We start from the raw sequence: 21,755 nt of genomic DNA on the forward strand, positions 1-21,755 counted from the left end.
TCCGCCGGATTTTCGCTCATCGGAAAATGGCCGAGACCCTGCATGATGGTGGCCTCGCAGCCGGGAATACTGCCCGCCACCGCGAGCGTTTCTTCCGGCGTGCAGGAATAGTCGTATTCGCCCGACAGCAGGAACAGCGGACATTTGCCGGTGTCGATCTGCGCGACGCGGCCGCGGATGTCGCCGTCGAGCTTGTAGAAATAGAGGTCGCCCTTGAAGACGCCGGGGCCGCCCTGCATGTAATGCCACAGTGTTTCCCAGCGCTCGCCGTCGGGCGCGTCGGGGCCGACCAGGCCGGAGACGATGGCGGCGGCGACTTCGCCGCCATGGACGTCGGGCCGGTGCAGGAAATTCAGGTCGTAATAGGGATCGACATGGGCGCCGGCCTGCAGGCCGATGATGGCGCGGAAACGTTCGGGATGTTCGAGCGCCAGATGCAGCGCGATGCGGCCCCCGATCGAACAGCCCATCGCGATCGGCCGGTCGAGTTCGAGCGCGGCCGCGATCTCGAGGATCATGGCGGTGTATTGCGCCGAGGTCAGCTGGTATTCCTCATTGTGCCAGCCCGCCGGCGGCGACGATTTGCCGTGCCAGGGCATGTCGAAGGCGATGACGCGGTGGCGGGCCGTGACGCGCGCGTCGTTCATCAGCGCGCGGTATTGCCTTCCGTCGGAGCCGGCGGTGTGCAGGCACAGCAGCGGCGTGCCCTCCCCCGCCTCCTCGACATAGATGCGGTGCGGCCGTCCGAACAGATCCAGATGCATGTAGCGGCCGATGACCGGCTCGAATGTCGCGGTCATGCGCCCGTCCCCGCGGCGCGAAGTTTTGCCAGCGCTTCCTTAAAGTAGCGGAGATTGGCCATGAAGACCTGCAGGTTGCCCTCAGCCCTCAGGGCGCGCCGCTTGATCAGCGCCATCAGATCATTGGAGCCGGGCGGCGGCCGGCTCGACCAGAATTTCTGCCACTCTTCCTCGGCCGCGCGCAGCACGAAGGACGACGACGGCATCACGAAGGGACCCGGCGTGACCGAAACCACCCTGCCCTCGAAGATCTGGACCAGCCAGGCGGCCCGGCCGGCCTCTATCAGAAAACTGGTGGTGAGAAAGCGCCCGCGCCGGACCAGCGCTTCATCCTCGTTGACTCGCGCCTTGAGCGTCTCGAACATCGCCTCGAACACCTTGGGCCTCCCCCTCGCCTGCAAATCCGGTGCGCCGCGCGCCCCAGCCGGTTGCCTCGCATGATCAGGGGATTGGCGCCGCCGTCAACCGCCTAAAGCCAGGCGCATACCAGCACCAGGTTGGCCGCGCAGGCGGCCAGCAGCGCGACGGCAAGCGTGACATGCACACGTTCGCAGGAGGTTTGCAGGGTCATCTTCATGGCCCGGAAAACATCCGGCGATTCTACCCCGGGAGTCTCGCACGAAATTTTTGCGGGGATTCAGGACTCGTTTACGACTCAGGACTCCCGGCCGGATGGCCCGGAAGTCGACCGCCGCTGATTGCCCGGGCGCGGGCGATTCGAGGCCATGTTGCAACCCTGCCCGGCCCGAGGAGGGCCCGGCCAAAATGGATGAGTTCATTCGTCCGCCGGCGGCGCGCCGCCGTTTACAGGCCGGACAACGCTTCGACGGGCGGCGTAGCCACCGTCAGCGAGGCCTGATCGCCGGTCCACGTCACGCAAACCTTCTTGCGGTGCAGGCCCCTGATGGCGCCGGTCACCTTGAGCACCTTGCCTGCCGCGCAGGAGGGGTCCTGCACGTAGGCGACCTCATAGGGGGCAAGCACGAGGGGTTCGGATTTCAGGACGGTTTGGGCAAGGCACGGCGCCGAGACGGCCGCTAGAGAAAGTCCTAACAGGAAAACACGCATGTTCGTTGTCCACCACCGACGACACCATAATAACCTATTGCGAGGCCAAGTTCCGCCGGCTGCAAAATTTATTTTCAGCGGAAGCTGGGGTCGTCAGTCATTGAGATGGTCGAGTCCTATGTCAGCCGTACGACAGCCGGCTGAAGCTGCGACCTCCAATCGCCAGGGGCTCCGGCGTTGCTGGTCGTCCCGGGCTTTGCCTGGACCGCAACAAAAAAGGCCGGCGCAGGGCCGGCCTTCTCGCTTCGGAGCTGTACCCGCTCAGTATTTGGCGACGACCGGGCCACCCCAGCCGAAGCGGTAGTTCAGGCCGACCTTGACGGTGTGCTCGTCGTTGCGAAAGCCGGCACCGACGACGTCGGCCGGGCCGGCGGTAATGGTGGTTTTGCCGAAGTCGTAATACTGGTATTCGGCCTTGGCAGACCAGTTCGGCGCGAACATGTATTCGAGGCCCGCGCCGACGGTGTAGCCGTCCTTGCGGTTGCCGCTGGTGGCGAAGGGCTGCGGCACACCGGCAATGCTCACGCCGATATTATTGGTGTCGCGCCAGGCATAACCGCCCTTGGCGTAGAGCAGCGCCGGACCCCAGGTATAGCCGAGCCGGCCGGTGACCGAGCCAAGCTGGTCGTTGGCGCTGCCGGTGACCAGCGTGCCGGCCGGAAACAGCACACCGCTATTGGTATTGCCGCCGCCGAGCCAGCTGTACTGGGCTTCGGCGCCAATCACCCAGTTCTGGGAGAACTGGTAGTCGAAACCACCCTGCACGCCGCCCATGAAGCGGACATCGCTGCTCTGCAGGCTGTTGTCACCCGCAAAGCCGCCGCCGACATGGCCGCCGACGTAGAAGCCGGTCCAGTTGTAGACCACCGCCGGGGCGGTATACGCCGGAGCCTTGGAATAGGGGCGCGGCGGCATATCGGCCGCAACCGCGGGAGCGGCTAAGGCGATCAAGGTGGCTGCGCCGAGCAAAAACTTCTTCATGACTGTTCCCCGTTCTTTCGCCATCGACAACAATCAAACAACGTGGCCTCAATTTGGTTGCTTCGCGGCATTGCCGGAGCCGCGATGGTTCTTAACTGTGACGGCGCGGCAACAAGGCGTTTTGGTTCCAGCACGATTCCGGTTTATTTGCCGTAACCGCCCGCCTCGCAGCTATAGGCTGCGTCTCGCGAACCAAGGGTCAGGTTCAAACCCTCTCCGAAATGTGATCGGATCGACCGGGCGAAACCCTTGGCATGCCCCGGCAAGCCCGCGAGGCGGCCGCGGGCTGCCTACCGCGTCATCTTCTCCAGTTCCGGAAACGGCGCATAGGCCACGCCGGCGCACGGCTCCCCGGCGTTTTCGAGGACGCGATCCAGCCGGCCGTCGACGAAAAGGACCGCGCTACGCTGCTCGCGATAGGAGCCGGCGGAATCCCTGGTGGCAAAGCGCAGGCAGCTGACATAGCGCAACCGGCCGCCCACGGTGCGCTGCACAGGCTCCGCCATGGCCGCCTCGCGCACGCCGACGGGGTTGTTGAGATAGGTCTTCATGAGCGCCAGGATTTCGGCGCGGTGGTTGGTGGGGTATGGCTGGTTGGCGACGCCACGATCGTCGGTATAAGTGATGCTCCTGCTCTCGTCGCTGCCCGCGCAGGACGCAAACCCGATCGGCAACAGCAGGATCGCCACGTGCCTTGCTGATATCCCCAAAAGCAACCCTTCATTCCCCCGGCTTCTTCATGCCCGTTCTAGACCCTCCCCGCGCCAAATGGAATTCGCATCTTCCTCGACGGTCGTGCCGGCAACCCTTGCGCAAAGGCTTGCCGCAAGAAGTACCGGCCCGCGCCATTGGGGAAGCAATGGCGGCGGGCCGGGCTGTATCCGCGAAGCGCGGCGGGGGCAATGTGGATGAAGCCGCTCCCCGCGGATCAGTTTCAGCGATGAATGTGGAAGCGCTGGTGATGACGGAAATGCCTGTGGTGATGTCGGGGATGGGAATGATGGCGATAATGGTGGCGGCCCATCCTGGCATTGGCGCCGAACACGCCCGGATGCACATACACGGTCCCGATCCCCGGGCCATGTGCGGTCCGGCCCGGACCGTGGGCCATCGCCGGCGCCGCCACCACAAGCACGGATACCGCAAGCAGCGCGGCGGAAATGGTCTTCAGCATGGTCATGTCCCTCCTGAAATCGCCAGGTGGCCGGTCGGATGAGCGGGCCCGTCGATCATGCCATTGAACCTATTGCCCACGCGCTGAACCTAATCTGAAGCGCGCCTGCGGACTTCGTTCATGTCGATGACATGTTCGTCATGTCGTTGCTCCGACGTGCGCGCGCGGACGACTTCGGAAATCGCTGAAATTTTGGCGGGCTCTGCGGGAATGTACCGGTGAGGCAGGTGTTCAAATCAACAGGCGTCGGTGTAGGATTGCCTATCGGAAATCAGGAGAGATGCATGAGCAGATTTGCGGCCAGGGTTTTGACGCTGGCAATATTCGCGATGGCGCTGGTCACGGCACCCGTCGTCACCCAAGTTTACGCCGCGCCTGACGAGTCGCCGCCTCCGTCGTCGGACAAGGGCAAGAAGAAAAAATCCAGCGAAGTCAAACCCGGCATCGAGGACACCACCTTCGCCAAGGGCTATCGCGCGGCTTACGCCACGATCTTCGATCGCGGCGACTATGCTGCCGCGATTCCGCAGTTGAAGGCGCTCGGCCGCGACGACAGCGCCGCCGTTGCCAATTTGATCGGCTATTCCTATCGCAAGCTCGGCGACTACAAGGTCGCGCAGCTCTGGTACGAGCGCGCGCTGAAGGCGGATCCGACCCACGTCAAGACCTGGCAGTATTACGGCCTGTGGCAGGTTGAACAGGGCAACCGCTATTCCGCGCAATATCACCTGAACCGGATCGCCGAGCTGAGCGGCACCGGCAGCGAGGAATATCGCTCGCTGGCCGCTGCGCTCGAACAGCCGCCCGGCACCGGGCCCGCTTACTGATTTCTTGTCAACGCGACGTTCGACGGGCCGGCGCAATCGCCATTCGGTTGCGCCGGCTTTTCGTTGCAATGGCGCTACTTCGTCAACGCCTCGACCTCGCCGCGAAACGCCTGTCGCGCGCCGTCGCGCGAATAGAACATGTGGCCGCCCGGATAGACCACCAGCTTGACGCGATCGGACGAGGCGTAGGCCGGCAATTGATCGAGCAGGACCTTCGAGCCGAAATACGGCGTCGCCAGATCGAACAGCCCGTGCGCCACCAGCAGCTTGAGGTTTGGATCGAGCGCGAGGATCTGCCGCAGCTGGGAGAGCGACTCCGGCGGATTGATGCCGCGGCCGAAATCCCAGGCGCCGTGCACCGCGCCGTTGAGCAAATGGTAGGAGCCGTCCGGCCGCCAGTTGAGCTTGCGCCTTGTGAGATCGGCCGCCGCGCTGGTCAGCGGCGCGGCCAGCGGCTCGCCCGAGGGATCGCCGAAACGATGGAAGCTCGAATCCGGAAAGGGATCGAAGCCGGAAACCGAGGCGTCGTAGCGGCCGGTCACCTTGCCGTTGCGGCGGTCGAACTCGCGGCGAAACTCGCCGACGCCAAGCCGCCCGGTCAGCCGGCGGCTCACCGCCTGGTCGATCCCGGTCAATGCGGCCACCTTGTCGGCGAGCCGGGTCGTCGCCGCTACATCGGCCGTTCCCCGGATCAGGTCGCCCAGGAATTCGCCTCGCGCATAATCCTCGACGTCGGCGAGGTCGGCCCGGGTCACCCCTCCCTCGCCGGCCTTGATCTCGCGCGCCACCGCCGTCATCGAAGGAAGGCTCCAGACATATTGCAACAGGCTGGTGCCGGTGAATTCGCGGTAGTCGAACAGCGGCGATACCAGAATGAGGCCCCTCACCCCGACGCCCTGCTCGACCTGCAGATTGCGCACGATCTTCGGGCCGCGAATTCCACCATAACTTTCACCGGCGACGAATTTCGGCGACAGCAGCCGATCGGATTTCTCCAGCCAGCGGCGGATCACCAGCGCGATCGCATTGACGTCGCCGTCGACCGAATAAAACCGCTTGCGCACCTCATCGCCGGTCGCGACGAAGCGGCTGTAGCCGGTGCCGACGGGATCGATGAAGACCAGATCGGTAAAGTCGAGCCAGGTCTCGGCGTTGGGCAACAGATCCGGCGACGCGGAAGACGTCACCGTGTCGGCGTTGATGGCGAGCCGCCACGGTCCGGCCGCGCCTAATTGCAGCCAGGCCGAGGACGCGCCCGGCCCGCCATTGAACAGGAAGGTCACCGGGCGGGTGCGCGGATCGGCTCCGGTGAGCTGGTAGGCGGTGAAGGCGATATCGGCCTGCGGCTCGCGCTTGTCGTTGAACAGCGGAATCGAGCCGGCGGTGGCGGTGAAGTCGAGCGTCCGGCCGGGCAGCGCGAGTGTATGCCGGGTGGTCGAATCCGGCGGCAGCCGGCCTGCGGCTGCGGGCGGATTCGAAGGATTGTTCGCACTCGCCTTTTCCGACGGCGTTGCCGCCTGATGTTGCCGGGGCTGCTGCGGCGCATCCTGGGCGCGCGCGCCCGTCGTCAGCGACAATGCGAGGAACACAAGCGCGAAGCGCAGATGGCGCGGCGCGACGAGGCAATTGGCCATTCCGTTGCTCTCCCTGCCCCCGCGACAGTAGGATACTGTTCGCAACAAAAGCAGGACGATGACAATCACGATTGCGCCAGCGCCTCGAAAGCGTACGGCGACCGGATCAATGCTGCGGCTCGTGCTCGTGCCGGAGCTGCGCCTGCAGCGTGGCCATCCAGAACCACGAAATTGCGCGCGTGATGCCAGCGTCGATCGCCAGCAGCGCGGGTTTGAACGTCGTAATGATACTGCTCATTGCCATCCTCATCCGGGACATCAATTGCCCGTGAATGATGGAAGGTTACGCCGGATCGGCCGTCGCCGCCGTGATCCCGCTCACACACTTGGCGTTGCGGCGCCCTGCACACCAACGGACCAAGCTCGATTTGAGTCCGCCGATGTATTATGAGTTCGAGCCGATTCATCGCAATTCGCGGTTATGTGATATAGATCACACACTCCTGAAGGCGACCAAGCTAGCGGTGTGATACTTCCTTCGTCCCTGTGAGGCGGCGAAGCGAAACAAGGGACCTGCCGGTTTTCGATGGCTTGCGGAGCAACCGGCTCAATTCGGCCCCGGCTTCGCCTCGTGGAGTGAGGTTTTGCAATGAAGAAAGCGATTGTCGTGGCTATCGGCGTGATGGGGTTTGCGGGATCCGCGACCGCCCAGGCGCCGGTTGCAGTCGTGGAGGAGGTTCAGGGCAACGTCACCGGCGCCGAGTTCATGGACTATGTCGTGCCGGGAAAGGTCATCAAGCTCGGACAGGGCGCTTCGATCGTGGTCGGCTACATGAAATCCTGCCGGCGCGAAACCATCAACGGCACCGGTACGGTAATCGTCGGCGAGGATGAGAGCATGGTCCACCTCGCCGAGGTCGAAGCCACCAGGACGAACTGCGATCCGGCGCAGGTGCACGCGACAACAAGGGCGACCAGCGACGTCGCCGCCAGTGTCGTCCGCAGCCTGGGGAAAGGCGCCTCGCCAGCCGGCCCGCCATTGACGCTCTACGGCACCTCGCCCCTGGTCGAGGCCAAAGGGCGCGGCACGCTCGTGTTCGAACGCCTCGACCAGAAGGGCGAGCGCCAGCAATTTGACCTCAGCGGAAATCAGTTGAAGGGCCGGTTCTACGATCTCGCCGGCACCGCCAATTCGCTCACGCCGGGCGCCACCTATGCGGCCACCTTCGCATCCCGCAGGGTCGTGTTCCGGATCGATCCCCAGGCCAAGGCCGGTCCGACGCCGATCGTCGGCCGCCTGCTGCGCATGGAATAGGTCGTGCCGGGCATCAGACCTTGAACATCGGGCGCAAGACGCGGGACGCCATTGCCTTCGCCGCCATCGTGTTGATCTGCGCCGCGGTCTCCGTCTCGCCCGTGTTCAACATCGCCCACGGCCTGTCGATCGACATTCTCACCGCGCTGCGCTGGGAGGCGTTCGGCGGCAGGCAGGATCCCGCCTCATCGCCGGCGGTCGTGGTCGCGATCGACGAGGAAACCTACCAGGCGCCGCCCTTCAAGGGCTCGCCGACGCTGACATGGACCGGTGAGATCGGCCGCGTTCTCGGCGCCATCGTCGAGGGCGGCGCCAAAGTCGTCGGCTTCGACATCGTGTTCGAGAAGTCGATCGAGCAGTCAGAGATCCCTTTCGGCGGTGGCCTGTTCGGCGAAAGAGTCCGCGGCTTCGACCGCGATTTTCTGCGGGCGCTCGCGGCGGCTTCCTCCGCCGGCAAGGTGGTGCTGGGGGAAGTCCTGCGTGGCGACCAGCCGATCCGGCCGTCGCCGGGGCAGCGCATCGCGGTTCGCCAGCAACAGAACCTGCGGGCGCTCAACGTCTATACCGACCGCGACGATATCGTGCGCCGGGTGCCACTGACGTTTACGGTGGACGGCAACCCGCTGCCCTCGATGGCGCTCGAACTGGCGTCGCGCGCGCTCGGCGCCAAGCCGGAATCGAAGGCCGACGGAACGGCCGCGCTGGCCGGCTACCGGATTCCGGGCGCCGTACCCAACACCATGACACTCAATTTCAAGGGCGGCGCGGACGACATCCCGACCTATTCGCTGGCCGACCTGACCGCATGCGCCGCGAAGGGCGACAAGGATTTCTTTCGGCGCCAGTTCGAGGGCAAGGTCGTCATCCTCGGCATGGTGCTGGCGTCGGAGGATCGTCAGCGGACATCGAAGCGTTTCGCCACCGGGATCGAGGGCGCGCGGGCGCCGCGCTGCGCACTGCCGGAGCAGCCGGTCAGCGGCCGCTTCCAGCGCCGGGACATTGCCGGCGTCTATATCCATGCCACCGCCGTCAACAACCTGATCGCCCGCAATGCGGCCGTCGAACTCGGCCGGCTTCCGATCGCGCTGATCGCGGCCCTGGCCGCGGCGCTGGCGGCTCTCGCCGCGCGAATGCTCAAGCCGCTCGCCGCGGTGCTGACGTTTCTCGGGGCGAGTGCGGTTTACGTGATCGGAGCCACGGCCGCATTCAACCACGCGCTGGTGCTGCCGCTCAGCGAGCCGTTCATTGCCGGCTTCGCCGCGCTGGCTGCCATGGTCGGTTATCGTTTCATGATCACCGACAAGGACCGCCGGTTGCTGCAGAAGAGCTTCGCGCTGTATCTCGCTCCCGACGTGATCGACCGCATGCTGGCGTCGAACACGCTGCCGGTGCTGGGCGGCGAAACCCGCCATGTGACGGTGCTGTTTTCCGACCTCGAGGGATTTTCGCGGATCGCGGAAACGATGTCGCCCGAAGCCCTGATGGCGCTGATGAACGAATACCTTTCCGAAATGACCGACATCATCGAAGGCCATGGCGGCTATGTCGACAAGTATATCGGCGATTCCATCGTCGCGGTGTTCGGCGCGCCGGCCGACGACCCCGACCATGCCGGCAATGCGCTGCGCGCCGCGCTGGACTGCTGCAAGCGCCTCGAAGAGCTCAACCGCAGCGCCGCGGCGTTCGGCGGCAGCAAGGTGGCGCAGCGCATCGGGATCAATTCCGGGGACGCGCTGGTCGGCAATTTCGGATCGCGGCGGCGCTTCAACTATTCGGTCATGAGCGACGCCGTGAACCTCGCCTCGCGGCTTGAAGGCGCCAATAAATTCTACGGCACCACCGTGATCGCCTCGGAAACCACGGTCGCCCTGACCGGCGAGACATTTGCATGGCGCGAACTCGACACCATCCGCGTCAAGGGGCGAGACAATCAGCTTAAAATCTACCAATTGCTGGCGCTGGCGACCGATCTGACGCCTGAGCAAACCGCGGTCGCGGCGGCCTATGCCAGGGGGCTCGCTCACTGGCGCGCCGGCGAATTTTCTTTGGCCGAAAAGGGTTTCGCGCAGACCGCCGAGATCGACCGGCCATCCCGGATGTTCCTCGAGCGAGCGAGGATGCAGGGGCAACAGACGCCTTCAGGCGAATGGGATCCGGTGCGGACCCTGCAGGAGAAGTGAACGGGATCAGCGATCGAGGCCCGGCGAGACCGCCGGGGGACGCGCCCCTTCAGATCAGAACCCGACGCCGATCATCGCGCTGGCCCCGCCGCTGCGGCCGCCGCTGACGATGCTCGGCCGGGCCACGGCCTGCTGGCGCGCGCGGGGCGCCGGCTTCGCCCGCTGTTCGCGATCCGCCTGACGTCCGCCCTTCTTCCGGCGCGACCGCGCGTCGTCTTCGTCGTCCTTGGGGCGCGCGGCGACGGCCGGCGGCGCTTTCGGCTTCTCGTCGGCGACGCAGGTCTCACCCTTCAGGGTCTGGCCGGCGCGGCACTCGATCGGGCAGACGCGCGAGCTATGCTTGGTCAGTTCCGCAACCAGGGCTTCGGTCACGCTGACGTTCTCGGTCGGCTGTCCCCCGATCGACAGGTAACGGCTGAGCGCGCCCTTGGTGGGCGCATTGAGCGTGCCGTCGACTTTGCCGGTCAGGCATCCGAGCCGGATCAGCTGGCTCTGAGCCGAGCGGAGCAACTCGGGCGAATTGGGCATCGCCGCGGCGCGCTTGGCCGCCTCGGCGTTGAACTTGCCGAGGCTGGCGACGACCAGCGGCCGAAGCCGGTCACAGCCGACGGTCTTGGAGAAGGACTTGAGGTCCTCGAGGCCCGAACCCTCGCTGCCCTTGGCGATGAGGTCCTCGAGCTTGCCCTGTTCGGACTTGCAGGCGGCTTCGCGGGCCGAGGCCAATTCCGCCTGCTTGCGCGCGGCCTCGGCTTCCCGGGCCTGCCTTTCGCTCGCGGCGCGCAAAGCGGCGGCTTCCCTGGCTGCCTTCTCTCGCTCGGCCAGGTCGGCCTTCTGTTTGGCCTCGGCAGCCTTGCGCTCGGCTTCCGCGGCCTTGGCCAGTTGTGCGGCTTCGGCGGCCTTGGCGCGGCGTTCCTCTTCCTCGCGCTTTTTCGCAGCCGCCAGTTCCGCCGCGGCCGCCCTGGCTTTCGCTGCAGCCTCCGCCGCCAGCGCGCGGCGTTCGTCTTCTTCGCGCTTCTTCGCAGCAGCCAGTTCGGCCTTGCGCTGGTTGGCCTCCCGAAGCGCCTCTTCCGCGGCCTTGCGCGCCGCCTCGCGCGCGGCACGCGCCTGCTCCTCGCGCTCCCTGGCGGCTTTCTCGAGCAGATCCATCCGCTGCTCAGCCGTGATCGACAAGGGTGAATCCGGATAGCGCCGGATGAATCGCCGCAGCGCCGCCGGATCGGTTGAGTCCTTCAGCCTGTCCCACTCCAGTGCTTCCTTCGAGGAGGTCTCGCGGGTTGAGGGCGAGCTCTGCGGCGGCAGGGCGGCAACTGTCATATTGGCGGGCGGCGCCTGGTTTGCCTTCTCCATCTGCGCGCGCGCCAGATCGGCATAGAAACCGCTCGGATGGGTTCCGAGGAACACCTCCCAGGCCCGCCGCGATCCGATTTTCTGGACCAGTTCAAAGTCGGCCTTGACGTCGATCATGGGCGCGTCCTGCGCGCCCGCGGGAGCCGGCACCAGCGAAATATTGCCGCCGCCGAGCGAGCCGTAGACGAACGGCTCCTGCCGGTTATCGGTAATCTTCAAAACCTCGTCCCTGACCCGGCCGAAGGCGAGCCGGACATCGAGACCAGGAACGGTCAGGTTTTTCAGTACCGCTGCGGTGAAAGGGCTGTGCAGGCCATCGCCGTCGTCGGCGGTCGACCCGGCCTTCGCGGCATAGGCGATCAGGGTGTCGGTGCTGGTCGGCTCCACCCTGCTGAGACCCGACACCACCGCTCGGGTGACGCCCTTGCGTTCGCGGCGCATGGTGTTGACGAAAGGATTGTCGCGGCAAGCGTCCAGTATGACGAGCCGCAGCCGTTTAGCGCCATCAGCCGCCGAAACCAGGCGCTCCAGCAGAATCGCCTCGTCTTCAGCGTCCCGGTCGCTGGCGAGCCTGGCATCGATAGGAACGAGGTAATTGGTTCCGGATAATTCGAGGCCGTGACCGGCGTAGTAGACCACGGCGATGTCGGCCTGATCCGCCGTTGATTGGAAGCGCCGGATCGCGCGCTTGAATTCGAGGTTGCTGACGTTGAGCTGAACATCGACGGAATCGAAGCCCGCATCCCTAAACATTTTGGCCACGGCGTTCGCATCCCTCGAGGGATTGGGAAGCTGCGGAACGATCTGGTAACTCGAATTGCCGACGATCAGCGCGACGCGCTTCTCTGCCCATGCGGCTTCGGAAGCCATTGCAAGAATGGCCCCTCCGATCAGTGCCGCCAATGAGACGAGGCGCTTTATCATTTTCCTTCCGGCGCGGTGCAACTTCGGCGGCGCGAATCCTGGCTGAGCGTTACGGGAGAGCGGCATTGCGGGTGCTGGCCCGAAATCCTCCGCTCAATGAATATTATCGTCTCTGACCTCGTCGATCAACGGGCGGTCATTTGACGCAGCGTTGGTGCCGCAATGTGCCAAACCGGGTTCCCTCCCAATGTGATTTGGGTCACTTGCAAAGCGTCTGATTCCGCCGATCGATATCGGGCCGCAGCCCTTCATTTGAAGGGTATTTCGACGCACCCGGCCGGAACCTGTGGCCTCAATGTTACACGGCCCGATAATCACAGCTTCGAAACATGGCATTCGCCTCGTTGCGCTTTCGGCTCGCGAATTCCTGACTTAAAGTTTTGAGGGACCGCCGCGTATTTTGCGTTGATTCTTATTACGGGACTGGGGATTTGGCATGACTGTTCTTCTCGTTGCAAAGTCGCGCGTGCTTCAGCACAACAAGTTCAGGGTCCTGGCCGGACTGGCCTTCGCCATGCTGCTGTCGGCGCCCACCGCCGCGCTGGCGCAAAACTGCAACGTGACGAATATCGCAGGGCCGGCAGGCATCGGCGTGCCGCCCGGGACAACAGGACCCGGAGCGGGCCTGCTCGGTCAGTTTGCCAGTTCCCTTTCCGCCCAGATTTCGGCGGCGACCAGCAACGCCAATACGGTTTTCCAGGCGGGACAAGGAAGCGCATTCGTGTCCGCGCCCGGCAATCCACCGCCAAATTCCCCGGGTGGCGGGATCTGGGGACGCGCCACCGGCGGCCAGGCCACGGTGTCGAGCACGTCCACCACGCAGACTCTCAACCAATCGCCGCCCGCCACGCTCGACCAAACCACGACGGTCAACTGCAACAACCAGATCCGTGAAAACTATGCCGGTTTTCAGATCGGCGCCGACACCGCGCGGCTGAACTGGAACGGCTGGAACCTGCACCTCGGTACCACCGCCGGCTATCTCGAATCGGATTCGACCTCCCTCAACAACGGATTCTCCAGCAAAATCCAGATTCCCTTTGTCGGTACCTACGGGGTCGCGACCTACGGCCGGTTCTTCGCCGATGCGCTGCTGAAGCAGGATTTCTACAATATTTCGCTGAGCAATGCCGGCGCCGGCTTCTTCTCGCAGCCGTTCTCCGGTCGCGGCACCTCGTTTGCGATTAACGCCGGTTACAATTTCGCGCTCGCGAACAACTGGTTCATCGAGCCCTCGGCCGGCTTCACCTATGCCAGGACCAGCTTTGACTCCTTCTCGTCGGTCGGCCAGCCGGGCGTCGGACAGGGAGCGAACATCTCCGGCACCCTGAAGATCAACGACGTCACCAGCCAGATCGGTCGCGCCAGCATCCGCGTCGGCACCTCCCTGCAGTCCGGAAACCTGGCGCTCACGCCCTTCTTCACGGCAAGCGTCTTCCACGAATTCGCCGGCGACATCACCTCGAACTTCAATACCTGCCCGAACTGCAATTTCTTCGGACCCGGCGTGCCGGTGCCGGGCGGGTTCTCCGCCGCCACCTTCAGCGCCGCGACCACGACCTCGCGAGTCGGAACCTATGGCCAGTACTCGCTCGGCATGGCCGGGCAGGTATTGAACACCGGCTGGCTCGGATTTGCGCGCGTCGACTACCGCAACGGCGAGACCATCGAGAGCTGGTCGGGCACCGCAGGCGTTCGATACCAATTCACCCCGGAACTGCTGGCGTCGGTCATGCCGACCAAGGCGCGGGTCAAGGCGCTGCCGCCGGTGATGACCTACGTGAACTGGACCGGGCTCTATCTCGGCGCCCATGGCGGCGCGGGCTATGGACGTGACGACATCGGCTTCGTCGGTTACGGCCAGACGGCAGGCACCCGTTCGGCCGGCGTGCTCGGCGGCGGCCAGATCGGCTACAACTACCAGATGGCCAACAAGTTCGTGCTCGGCGTCGAAGCCGATGCAAGCTGGGCCGATCTCAAGGGCGGACGGACCTGCGGCACCGATACCGGACTGGATGCGGCCGGCATTCCCGGCGGCTTCAGCCCGTTCTTCCTGACCTGCGACACGCGGCTGAACTGGCTGGCATCGGCAACCGCCCGCGTGGGCTATGCCTGGGACCGCACCCTTTATTACGTGAAGGGTGGTGCCGCGTTCGTCAACGAGACCGTCTCGGCGAATTGCATCGTGGGACCGCTCAACGTGCCGGGCAATGCGCGGACCTGTAACAACCAGGCCGGCGCCCTGATCAACGGCATCTCGACCGAAGACACCCGCGTCGGCTGGACCATCGGCATTGGCGCCGAATTCGCACTGAGCGCCAATTGGTCGGCCAAGGCCGAATACGATTACATGGGCTTTGGAACGCGGACCGGACTGGCCAGCGACGGCACCACGTTGTTGACCTCGCGCACCGACGTGCAACTCACCAAGATCGGCCTGAACTACCGCTTCAACGCCGGTCCCGTCGTCGCCAAGTTCTGATCTCCAGCGAGTTCGCCCGGCGAACTCGGCAAGCCTTTCGGGCGGTCGCGTCGAGCGGCCGCCCGCCGGTTTTTGTGACGCCGCCACGCCCTGCTCGCCTCGACAAGCCCGGTCAAGGTCGTATAGACGACCTTGCACGCACCCGCTCCCGCCGGCGCGCCGAGATGAGCCAGAAAATCCATGACCAGCCCCAAGCGATATGACCGGATCGCCTTCGTCGCGAGCCCTGGCGCGGAAGCGCAGGCGGCGCTGGCCCAGCTGACGGCGCTGTACGGCAATCACGACCCCGATGACGCCGAAATCGTGGTGGCGCTCGGAGGCGACGGCTTGATGCTGCAGACGCTGCACCGGCACATGCGCTCGAACAAGCCGATCTACGGCATGCATCGCGGCACCGTCGGCTTTCTGATGAACGAGTTCAGCACCGCCGACCTGCACGCCCGCCTCGCCGCCGCGCGGGAAACCGTGATCCATCCGCTATTGATGCGCGCCACCGACGTGCATGGCGTGGTGCACCTGCATCACGCCATCAACGAGGTCTCGCTGTTTCGCCAGACCCATCAGGCGGCGCGCCTTCGAATCCTGATCGACGAGCACCAGCGCATGGCCGAGTTGATCGCCGATGGCATCATGGTGGCGACGCCGGCCGGATCCACCGCCTACAATCTTTCGGCGCAGGGACCGATCCTGCCGATCAACGCGGCGCTGCTGGCGCTGACCCCGATCAGCGCCTTCCGGCCGCGACGCTGGCGCGGCGCCCTGCTCCCGAACACCGCCTACGTCGTCATCGAGGTGCTGGAAGGCGACAAGCGCCCGGTCGCGGCGGTAGCCGACCACGACGAGGCCCGCGACGTCCGCAGGGTCGAGGTGCTTTCGGACAAGACCATCTCGATGCGGATGCTGTTCGACCCCGGCCACAGCCTCGAAGAACGCATCCTTAGCGAGCAATTCAACTATTGAACGCCGTGCGGATGCGAGCCGGGATCGCAACCATTCGTTAACCGGCTCCGCGATATGGTTAACGCCGGGTATACCGTTGCTGGTCTCTGCCCTCAGGGCCGCGCCATGTTTCGCATCGACTTCAACAAGCTGCGCTTTCTCGTCTGCGACGACAATCCGCACATGCGCCGCATCCTGCGGACGCTGCTGCATTCGTTCGGCGCGCGCGAGGTCTATGAATCCGAGGACGGCGCGACCGCGCTGGAAATGTACAGCCATTACGTTCCCGACATCGTCATCACCGACTGGTCGATGCCGATTTTCGACGGCCTCGAACTGGCGCAGATGATCCGGCAGCCGGAATCCAAGGGCAATCCCTACGCCCCGATCATCATGCTGACCGGGCACTCCGAGAAACGGCGCGTTACCGTGGCGCGCGACGCCGGCGTCACCGAATTCCTGGCCAAACCGATCTCGGCCAAGGGGCTCTATCAGCGCATCCTGAACGTCGTCGCCAATCCGCGCCCGTTCATCAAGACCAAGACCTATTTCGGCCCGGACCGCCGCCGCAACACCACCAACACCTATATCGGCCCCGAGCGCCGCATCGGCGGCGAGGTGGAAGTGCTGCAGCAGCCGTCGCTGCTCGACAAGGCACGGTCCACCATCTAGCGCGGGAGCCCGAGGAATCCATCATGGCGAAAAGCAAGTCCGCACCGGTGCAGATCTCGACCTTCGCCGACCATCACGTCATCACCCAGCCCAATCCGCTGCGAAACGTGCTGCGGCGCGTCGCCGAACGGGACCTCGACGATCCGGTCGCGCGTGCCGAAAAGGCGCTTGCCGGCCTGTCCGGCGAATTCAAGAACTGGATGGCGATCGAAGCCGACCGGCTGTCGGACGCCCACGCCGCCATCCTCCGGGACGGCTTTACCGAGGTCACGCGCGAAGAGCTGTTTCGCGCCGCCCACGACATCAAGGGCGATGCCGCCACGTTCGGATTCCCCTCCGCCGGCGCCGCCGCCGAAAGCCTGTGCCGGATCATCGAGCACGCCCCCGATCTCGACGAGGTGCCCTCCAACCTGATCGCCCATCACATCAACGCCATCCAAGCCATCGTGCGCGAGCGCACCAAGCTCGACACCGCCGCCACCGCCGGCGAGTTGAGCAAGCAGCTGCGCGGCATCGCGGATGCATTCCTCGCCCATGCCAATCGCGACCGTCCCGAGCATCTCGAAGCCGTGCTGGCGCCGAGCATCGCGCCGGCGGAGTGAGATAGCGCACTCTCTCCGTTCGTCGTCCCTGCGAACGCAGGGACCCATACGCCGTGCACTGTCGATCAGAGCGCGGCGTTGAGATACCTTTTGCAATCCTCAGCATCGGTGATGATGGCTCCCTGCGTTCGCAGGGACGACAGCTGAATGTGTCGATGCAGGATCGCTACGCCGCGATCGGCTCGTGCTGCAGCGGCGCGATCGCCTCATCGGCGACCAGTTCGTCGCAGAACAGGCGGGCTTCCTCCCGCGCCGACTCCGTAGCGAAGCGCCGCAGCAGGATCAACAGCGGCTCGGCGGCCTGCGGATCGGTTTCGCAATGGGTCAGCACGCGCTCGACCATGCGGCGACGCAACCTCGCCGCGCCGCCGATGCTGTCGACGAATCCGGTCTCCTGGCATACTTCGAGCGCCATCTGGAACGCCGGAAAGGTCGAGGGTGGCAGGCCGGCGCGCCGCAACAGCGCCTGCAGGCTGGCGCCGCCGCGGTCGTGCAGCAGCGCGGAAACGCGCGCCAGCGGCAGTCCGGACAATTCCGACAGCGCGGCATCGAACAGTTCAAGATTGCCGGACAGCAGCGCGCGCAGGATCAGGCCGGCGGTGAGCTGGCCGGTGGCGCGCAGATGCCGCACCAGGCCGCACATGTCGTCGCCGCGCGAACGCGCCGCGATATTGACGGTGGAGCGGTCGAGCGCCTCGCTCGCGATCCGCCCTGCCCGGTCCGCGCTCAGCCAGTTGCGGGCGACCACGAACCGCGCCAGCGTTTCCGACAGCTTGGCAACCAGCGCCAGCCGTGTCGCGGCCGGCAAATCCTCCAGCACCAGCATCGATTCCCGAATCGCAGCGAGATGGCCGTGGCGCTCGACGATGCGGTCCCATGAGAACGGGGCGAGCTCGGCATAGGCGTTCTCGATCAGCTCGAGCGCTGCTGCGGCTGAGCCCACTTCGGCGATCGCGGCGCAGACCGAGGGCGGCAGATTGATGCGGCGGGCGATGGCGCATTGCATCGGGCAATTGCCTGTCGCGATGATGTCGACGAGATCGGCATCGATCAGCAGCGGTGAATGTTCGAGAACAGGTAGAGCGACCGACGCCTGGTCAAGCGACAGCGCCTGCACGATGCCGGCGGGCGCCTCGGAGCTGCGCGCAAACACTTCGGCCATGGCCTGGCGCACCAGCGGCGATGCATCGTCGAGCAGCATCAACAGCGCGCCTTCGGCGGCGGCGCGATCGTCCTCGGACAAATCCGAAATGAGCCAGGCCCGCGCCAGCGACCGCGTTGCCTCTGCCCGCTCGCCTGCCGGGGCGGTACGTATCCAACTGATGAACTGCCGAACAATCATGACCCTGGAGGCCTACGCAACCCGACGACACCGTGACGCGATGCCACTGCAAGGAAAAATAAACCACGACGCTTAACAAAGGGTTCACCATAAACGGCTGGGTTTATTGACGTTTTGTTAAGGGGCGCGGTTGGGCCGTTGCCGTGCCCCGGGCGCAGCGCAGCATCATAAGTGCATTCACGCGCGTCTTCGAGGCACCATGGCAATGCGCTGCAGATCCGGGGCGATCGCTAAGGGAGAAAAGTATGGTCCCGGTGAAGCAGCGTTGCGCGCTGCATCGCGCCCGGGACACGCGCCAGCTAGCTGAAGATGCCGAGGCGATCGCTGAACAGATCGAGCCGGCCTGGCGGGCGGACTTCGGGCGTGCGTCCCGACAGGGATTGCGCCGCGTTCGTGGATTCAACCGAAGTGGCTGACGAAACCGAGGTCGCTGACGAAACCAGAGTCAGCGACGAGGTATTGCCCCACAATTCCTGAACCGCCGGCGAGAGCGGCTGGGCGCGCTCGCCGGCCTGGAACAGGGAACGAAAGATCGGATCGGTCGGCTGCGGAGCTGTCTGCGCCGAGGCGAACGACATGGTGGCCGGCGTCACGGCGCGGGACTCCGGAAAACTCGAGAGATAAGCGGCATTGTCGACCGGCGCCGTGGCCGGCGTGGCGCTGGCCAGCATCACGCGCCGCGGCGCCTCGCCACCGACCGACGCCATCGCGGTGCGCGTCGCCTGCGAATTGGCGGCGCTGGCATAGCGCGCGTCCAGCACCGAATAGACTTCGGAGACGCTGCGCGCGCGCCCCGCCCTGTCGTAGAAGATCGGACGGTTGGCCGCGGCGGCGTTGGGAAACAACGCCGCACCAGAGGCGTTCGGATTGTTCTCGGCATTCGAGATCAGCTTGCCCGCACCGTTGGCGCCCATGAAGTGCGCCATATAGAGTTCGCCGTCGGTCGGGCGTCGCCCGATCCTGCCGGTGAGCTTGAAGCTGTTGGATTGGGCAAACACCGCCGCCATCGTCGAGGCGGCCTCGGGGTCGTTGCGCAGCTTCATGATCGCGTCGCGGGCGGCGGGATCGCTGACGGAATAGCCGCCGGACCGGTGTCGGGTGATGGCGTCGGCATACTTTCCGTAGCCGAGCTGGCTGCCGGCTTCCTTTACGGTGCCGAGCCAGGTCTGGTCGATGAACTGGTAAAGCCCGCGCGCCGACGAGGTGGTGGCGGCCGCCTTCGGATTGAAGTTGGATTCCATCTTGGCAGTGGCGAGCATGTATTCGAAGCTGGTGCCGGTGGTATCGGCGGCCTGCTTGATCGCGCCGGCAATGCGCGCGCGCGACGATTCCACACCTGCCGTTGCCGTGGCGTTTAACGAGTCGACCGCCATCTGTTGGTGCCCCGCTCCTCGCGAAACCACCGCCCGGCCAGATCGGCGACAGGCGGCGCTCAGGCCTTCGACAACCCTGCGACGCTTATGGTTAATGACGGGTTAACCCGAAGCTAGCCGTTCACATCGACGGCGTGGGTTTCCTTCGAGGTCGACAGCACGATGACGGTTTCGGTGCGCTGCACGCCGTCGATGCCTTTCAAGGCCGCGAGGAAGGTTTCGAGATCGCGGGTCGTCCGCACCCGTACCTTCATCAGATAATTCCAGGTGCCGGTGACGTGGTGGCATTCGAGTACGCCGGGCATCCGCACAATCGCGTCAAGGAAGGCCTGCTCGGTTTTCGGATCGCTCCAACCGACATAGACGAATGCCAGCAGGTTGAGACCGAGCACTTCGGGCGAGAGCCTGGCATGAAAGCCGCTGATGACGCCCTGCCGCATCAGCCGCTTCAACCGGTCGTTCAGCGTCGAGGTCGCGACGCCGATCGTCTTGCCGAGTTCGGCGAGCGGCACGCGATCGTTCTCCTGCAGCGAGGTCAGCAGTTTCCGGTCGATGTCGTCGAATTGACTCATCGGGCGGCCCTACCGATAGACCTTGGCCGGATCGAACAGCTTGTCCGCATCGACGAACGCCAATTGCGCGCCGGCGTCGCCCGGGGTCACCGCGCGGTAGAAGCACGAGCGACGGCCGGTGTGGCAGGCCGCACCTGCCTGCTCGACCCGGATCCAGATCGCGTCCTGGTCGCAATCCAGCCGCATCTCGACCACGCGCTGGGTGTGACCGGAGCTCTCGCCCTTGCGCCACAGCGATTGGCGGGAGCGGCTGAAATACCAGGCTTCGCCGCTGGCGATGGTCTTGCGCAGGGCCTCGTCGTTCATGTGCGCGACCATCAGCACCTCGCCGCTGCCGGCGTCGGTGGCGACGCAGGTGACGAGGCCTGACGCGTCGAATTTGGGCTGAAACTTCAGCCCTTCCTCGATGTCGTTGCTGTCTGCGGATGGGGACACGGGCCGTCCTCGCGATGACTGGCGAGGGTCAGCGCTGCGGCCCTCGCACCATTGACATGAAACGCGCCTGCTCCGCCGGATTGTCGCGGAACATGCCGGTAAAGCGGCTGGTGAACGTCATCGCGCCATGTTTGGCGACGCCGCGCACCGACATGCAGGTATGCTCCGCTTCGAGCATCACTGCAACGCCGCGGGGTTTCAGGACCTCGTCGATCGCCGCCGCGATCTGGGCGGTCAAATGCTCCTGGGTCTGCAGGCGGCGCGCGAAAATATCGGTCAGGCGCGCCAGCTTCGACAAGCCCACCACCCGCTCGACCGGCGTATAGGCAATATGCGCCCTGCCGTAGAACGGCATCATGTGATGCTCGCATTGCGAGGTGAATTCGATGTCGCGGATCAGCACGAAATCGTCATAGCCCGCGGTCTCGCCGAAGGTGCGATCGAGCACCTCCGCCGGACATTGGTGATAGCCCTGATACAGTTCGTCATAGGCTTCAACCACCCGGCGCGGCGTATCCAGCAGGCCCTCACGGCCGGTGTTTTCACCGATATAGCCGAGCAGGGTCTGCACCGCCGCTTCGGCTTCGGCACGGGACGGCCGCGGCTGGTCGGCGCGGACGGCCGCGGCGAGAAATTCGGCGGGATCAAGTTCGGCAGGCCGCACTTCCGGGTTTTTCACGTCGGAAGGCTTGATATCAGAAGGCTTGCCGGGCCGGAGCGATTTGATCAAAGCGTCCATGTCAACTCCGTTCGACCGGTCATCAAGACCGGAGTGTCACCGGGCAGACGGGGCGGTTGGCCGCCGGGCGCCTGAGTCCCACTATGTTAGCACCATCGCCGCCGAATAGGCTTCCATTTCGGACGCCGGGGATGCGTCGGCCGGGCTGTATTTCCGCCGCCTGCGACCATATATAGGACTGCAGCGTGCTGCCGCCAAGAGCCGCAAAGGGCGGTCAGGGGCGGTCGCGCCTGGGAAGCCGAGGCCTCGATCCATGCTGAACGACATTTACAACAAGCGGATCATCGAACTCGCGGGCAATATTCCCCGGATCGGCCGCCTCCCCGACCCCGACGCCAGTGCCACGGCGCATTCCAAGCTGTGCGGCTCCACCGTCAAGATCGACCTCAAGCTGGACGGACCGGTCGTC

At 65.0% G+C, this 21,755-nt stretch carries 22 protein-coding genes; 8 read left to right on the plus strand and 14 right to left on the minus strand.

Features of this window, described 5'->3' with window-relative positions; all coding sequences use genetic code 11:
- From Q8R73_RS07105 to Q8R73_RS07130, 6 genes are all read right to left on the minus strand, one after another.
- Positions 1–800, minus strand: an 800-nt coding sequence (locus tag Q8R73_RS07105; protein WP_305718832.1) for an alpha/beta fold hydrolase, incomplete at its 3' end; no start/stop codon positions are given.
- Positions 797–1,177, minus strand: coding sequence for a hypothetical protein (locus Q8R73_RS07110; protein ID WP_305718833.1), 381 nt, complete (start codon positions 1,175–1,177; stop codon positions 797–799). The genes Q8R73_RS07110 and Q8R73_RS07105, both read right to left, overlap by 4 nt.
- 427 nt (positions 1,178–1,604) lie before the next feature.
- Positions 1,605–1,868: a hypothetical protein gene (locus tag Q8R73_RS07115; protein ID WP_371126051.1), complete on the minus strand. Its 264-nt coding sequence runs from the start codon at positions 1,866–1,868 to the stop codon at positions 1,605–1,607.
- A gap of 261 nt (positions 1,869–2,129) precedes the next feature.
- The gene (locus Q8R73_RS07120; protein WP_305718835.1) at positions 2,130–2,849 is read right to left on the minus strand and encodes an outer membrane protein; all 720 of its coding nucleotides are present in this window, start codon (positions 2,847–2,849) and stop codon (positions 2,130–2,132) included.
- A gap of 290 nt (positions 2,850–3,139) precedes the next feature.
- A complete protein-coding gene (locus tag Q8R73_RS07125) occupies positions 3,140–3,529 on the minus strand; it encodes a hypothetical protein (protein WP_371126052.1) in 390 nt (129 codons plus the stop codon).
- A 254-nt stretch (positions 3,530–3,783) separates the two neighbouring features.
- Positions 3,784–4,029: a His-rich protein BRANT gene (locus Q8R73_RS07130; RefSeq protein ID WP_305718837.1), complete on the minus strand. Its 246-nt coding sequence runs from the start codon at positions 4,027–4,029 to the stop codon at positions 3,784–3,786.
- Between the two features lie 278 nt (positions 4,030–4,307).
- On the opposite strand from Q8R73_RS07130, the gene Q8R73_RS07135 reads away from it, so the two are divergent.
- A complete protein-coding gene (locus Q8R73_RS07135) occupies positions 4,308–4,850 on the plus strand; it encodes a lipopolysaccharide assembly protein LapB (protein ID WP_305718838.1) in 543 nt (180 codons plus the stop codon).
- A gap of 74 nt (positions 4,851–4,924) precedes the next feature.
- On the opposite strand, the gene Q8R73_RS07140 is transcribed toward Q8R73_RS07135, so the two are convergent.
- Positions 4,925–6,484, minus strand: coding sequence for a S10 family peptidase (locus Q8R73_RS07140; RefSeq protein ID WP_305718839.1), 1,560 nt, complete (start codon positions 6,482–6,484; stop codon positions 4,925–4,927).
- Between the two features lie 106 nt (positions 6,485–6,590).
- Entirely contained in the window at positions 6,591–6,722 is a 132-nt protein-coding gene (locus Q8R73_RS07145) for a hypothetical protein (protein ID WP_305718840.1), read from the minus strand.
- 351 nt (positions 6,723–7,073) lie between these two features.
- On the opposite strand from Q8R73_RS07145, the gene Q8R73_RS07150 reads away from it, so the two are divergent.
- A complete protein-coding gene (locus Q8R73_RS07150; protein ID WP_305718841.1) occupies positions 7,074–7,739 on the plus strand; it encodes a hypothetical protein in 666 nt (221 codons plus the stop codon).
- A 20-nt stretch (positions 7,740–7,759) separates the two neighbouring features.
- On the plus strand, positions 7,760–9,919 hold the full coding sequence (locus tag Q8R73_RS07155) for an adenylate/guanylate cyclase domain-containing protein (RefSeq protein WP_305718842.1): 2,160 nt from the start codon (positions 7,760–7,762) through the stop codon (positions 9,917–9,919).
- Positions 9,920–9,973: 54 nt separating this feature from the next.
- On the opposite strand, the gene Q8R73_RS07160 is transcribed toward Q8R73_RS07155, so the two are convergent.
- Positions 9,974–12,190 carry a caspase family protein gene (locus Q8R73_RS07160; protein WP_305718843.1) on the minus strand — a complete coding sequence of 739 codons (2,217 nt, stop codon included), beginning with the start codon at positions 12,188–12,190 and terminating at the stop codon, positions 9,974–9,976.
- Positions 12,191–12,626: 436 nt separating this feature from the next.
- On the opposite strand from Q8R73_RS07160, the gene Q8R73_RS07165 reads away from it, so the two are divergent.
- The 4 genes from Q8R73_RS07165 (at position 12,627) to Q8R73_RS07180 (ending at position 16,885) form a co-directional block, all read left to right on the plus strand.
- Positions 12,627–14,672 carry an autotransporter domain-containing protein gene (locus Q8R73_RS07165; RefSeq protein ID WP_305718844.1) on the plus strand — a complete coding sequence of 682 codons (2,046 nt, stop codon included), beginning with the start codon at positions 12,627–12,629 and terminating at the stop codon, positions 14,670–14,672.
- A gap of 180 nt (positions 14,673–14,852) precedes the next feature.
- A complete protein-coding gene (locus tag Q8R73_RS07170; protein ID WP_305718845.1) occupies positions 14,853–15,632 on the plus strand; it encodes an NAD kinase in 780 nt (259 codons plus the stop codon).
- A 105-nt stretch (positions 15,633–15,737) separates the two neighbouring features.
- A complete protein-coding gene (locus Q8R73_RS07175) occupies positions 15,738–16,283 on the plus strand; it encodes a response regulator (protein ID WP_305718846.1) in 546 nt (181 codons plus the stop codon).
- 23 nt (positions 16,284–16,306) lie between these two features.
- A complete protein-coding gene (locus Q8R73_RS07180) occupies positions 16,307–16,885 on the plus strand; it encodes an Hpt domain-containing protein (RefSeq protein ID WP_305718847.1) in 579 nt (192 codons plus the stop codon).
- 166 nt (positions 16,886–17,051) lie between these two features.
- On the opposite strand, the gene Q8R73_RS07185 is transcribed toward Q8R73_RS07180, so the two are convergent.
- The 5 genes from Q8R73_RS07185 to folE form a co-directional block, all read right to left on the minus strand.
- On the minus strand, positions 17,052–18,227 hold the full coding sequence (locus tag Q8R73_RS07185; RefSeq protein ID WP_305718848.1) for a DUF2336 domain-containing protein: 1,176 nt from the start codon (positions 18,225–18,227) through the stop codon (positions 17,052–17,054).
- Positions 18,228–18,526: 299 nt separating this feature from the next.
- Positions 18,527–19,600, minus strand: coding sequence for a transglycosylase SLT domain-containing protein (locus Q8R73_RS07190; protein WP_305718849.1), 1,074 nt, complete (start codon positions 19,598–19,600; stop codon positions 18,527–18,529).
- Positions 19,601–19,713: 113 nt separating this feature from the next.
- Positions 19,714–20,172 (minus strand): Lrp/AsnC family transcriptional regulator, encoded by a 459-nt coding sequence (locus tag Q8R73_RS07195; RefSeq protein WP_305718850.1) that lies wholly within the window; start codon positions 20,170–20,172, stop codon positions 19,714–19,716.
- A gap of 9 nt (positions 20,173–20,181) precedes the next feature.
- Positions 20,182–20,607, minus strand: coding sequence for a phosphoribosyl-AMP cyclohydrolase (hisI, locus tag Q8R73_RS07200; RefSeq protein ID WP_305718851.1), 426 nt, complete (start codon positions 20,605–20,607; stop codon positions 20,182–20,184).
- A 28-nt stretch (positions 20,608–20,635) separates the two neighbouring features.
- Positions 20,636–21,346, minus strand: a complete 711-nt coding sequence (gene folE / locus Q8R73_RS07205; protein WP_305718852.1) for a GTP cyclohydrolase I FolE — start codon at positions 21,344–21,346, stop codon at positions 20,636–20,638.
- 253 nt (positions 21,347–21,599) lie between these two features.
- Here folE and Q8R73_RS07210 point away from each other — a divergent pair.
- Positions 21,600–21,755: iron-sulfur cluster assembly scaffold protein (locus Q8R73_RS07210; RefSeq protein ID WP_371126053.1), on the plus strand; the 156-nt coding region annotated here is incomplete at its 3' end.

The organism is Bradyrhizobium sp. (assembly GCF_030697065.1).
GTDB lineage: Bacteria > Pseudomonadota > Alphaproteobacteria > Rhizobiales > Xanthobacteraceae > Bradyrhizobium.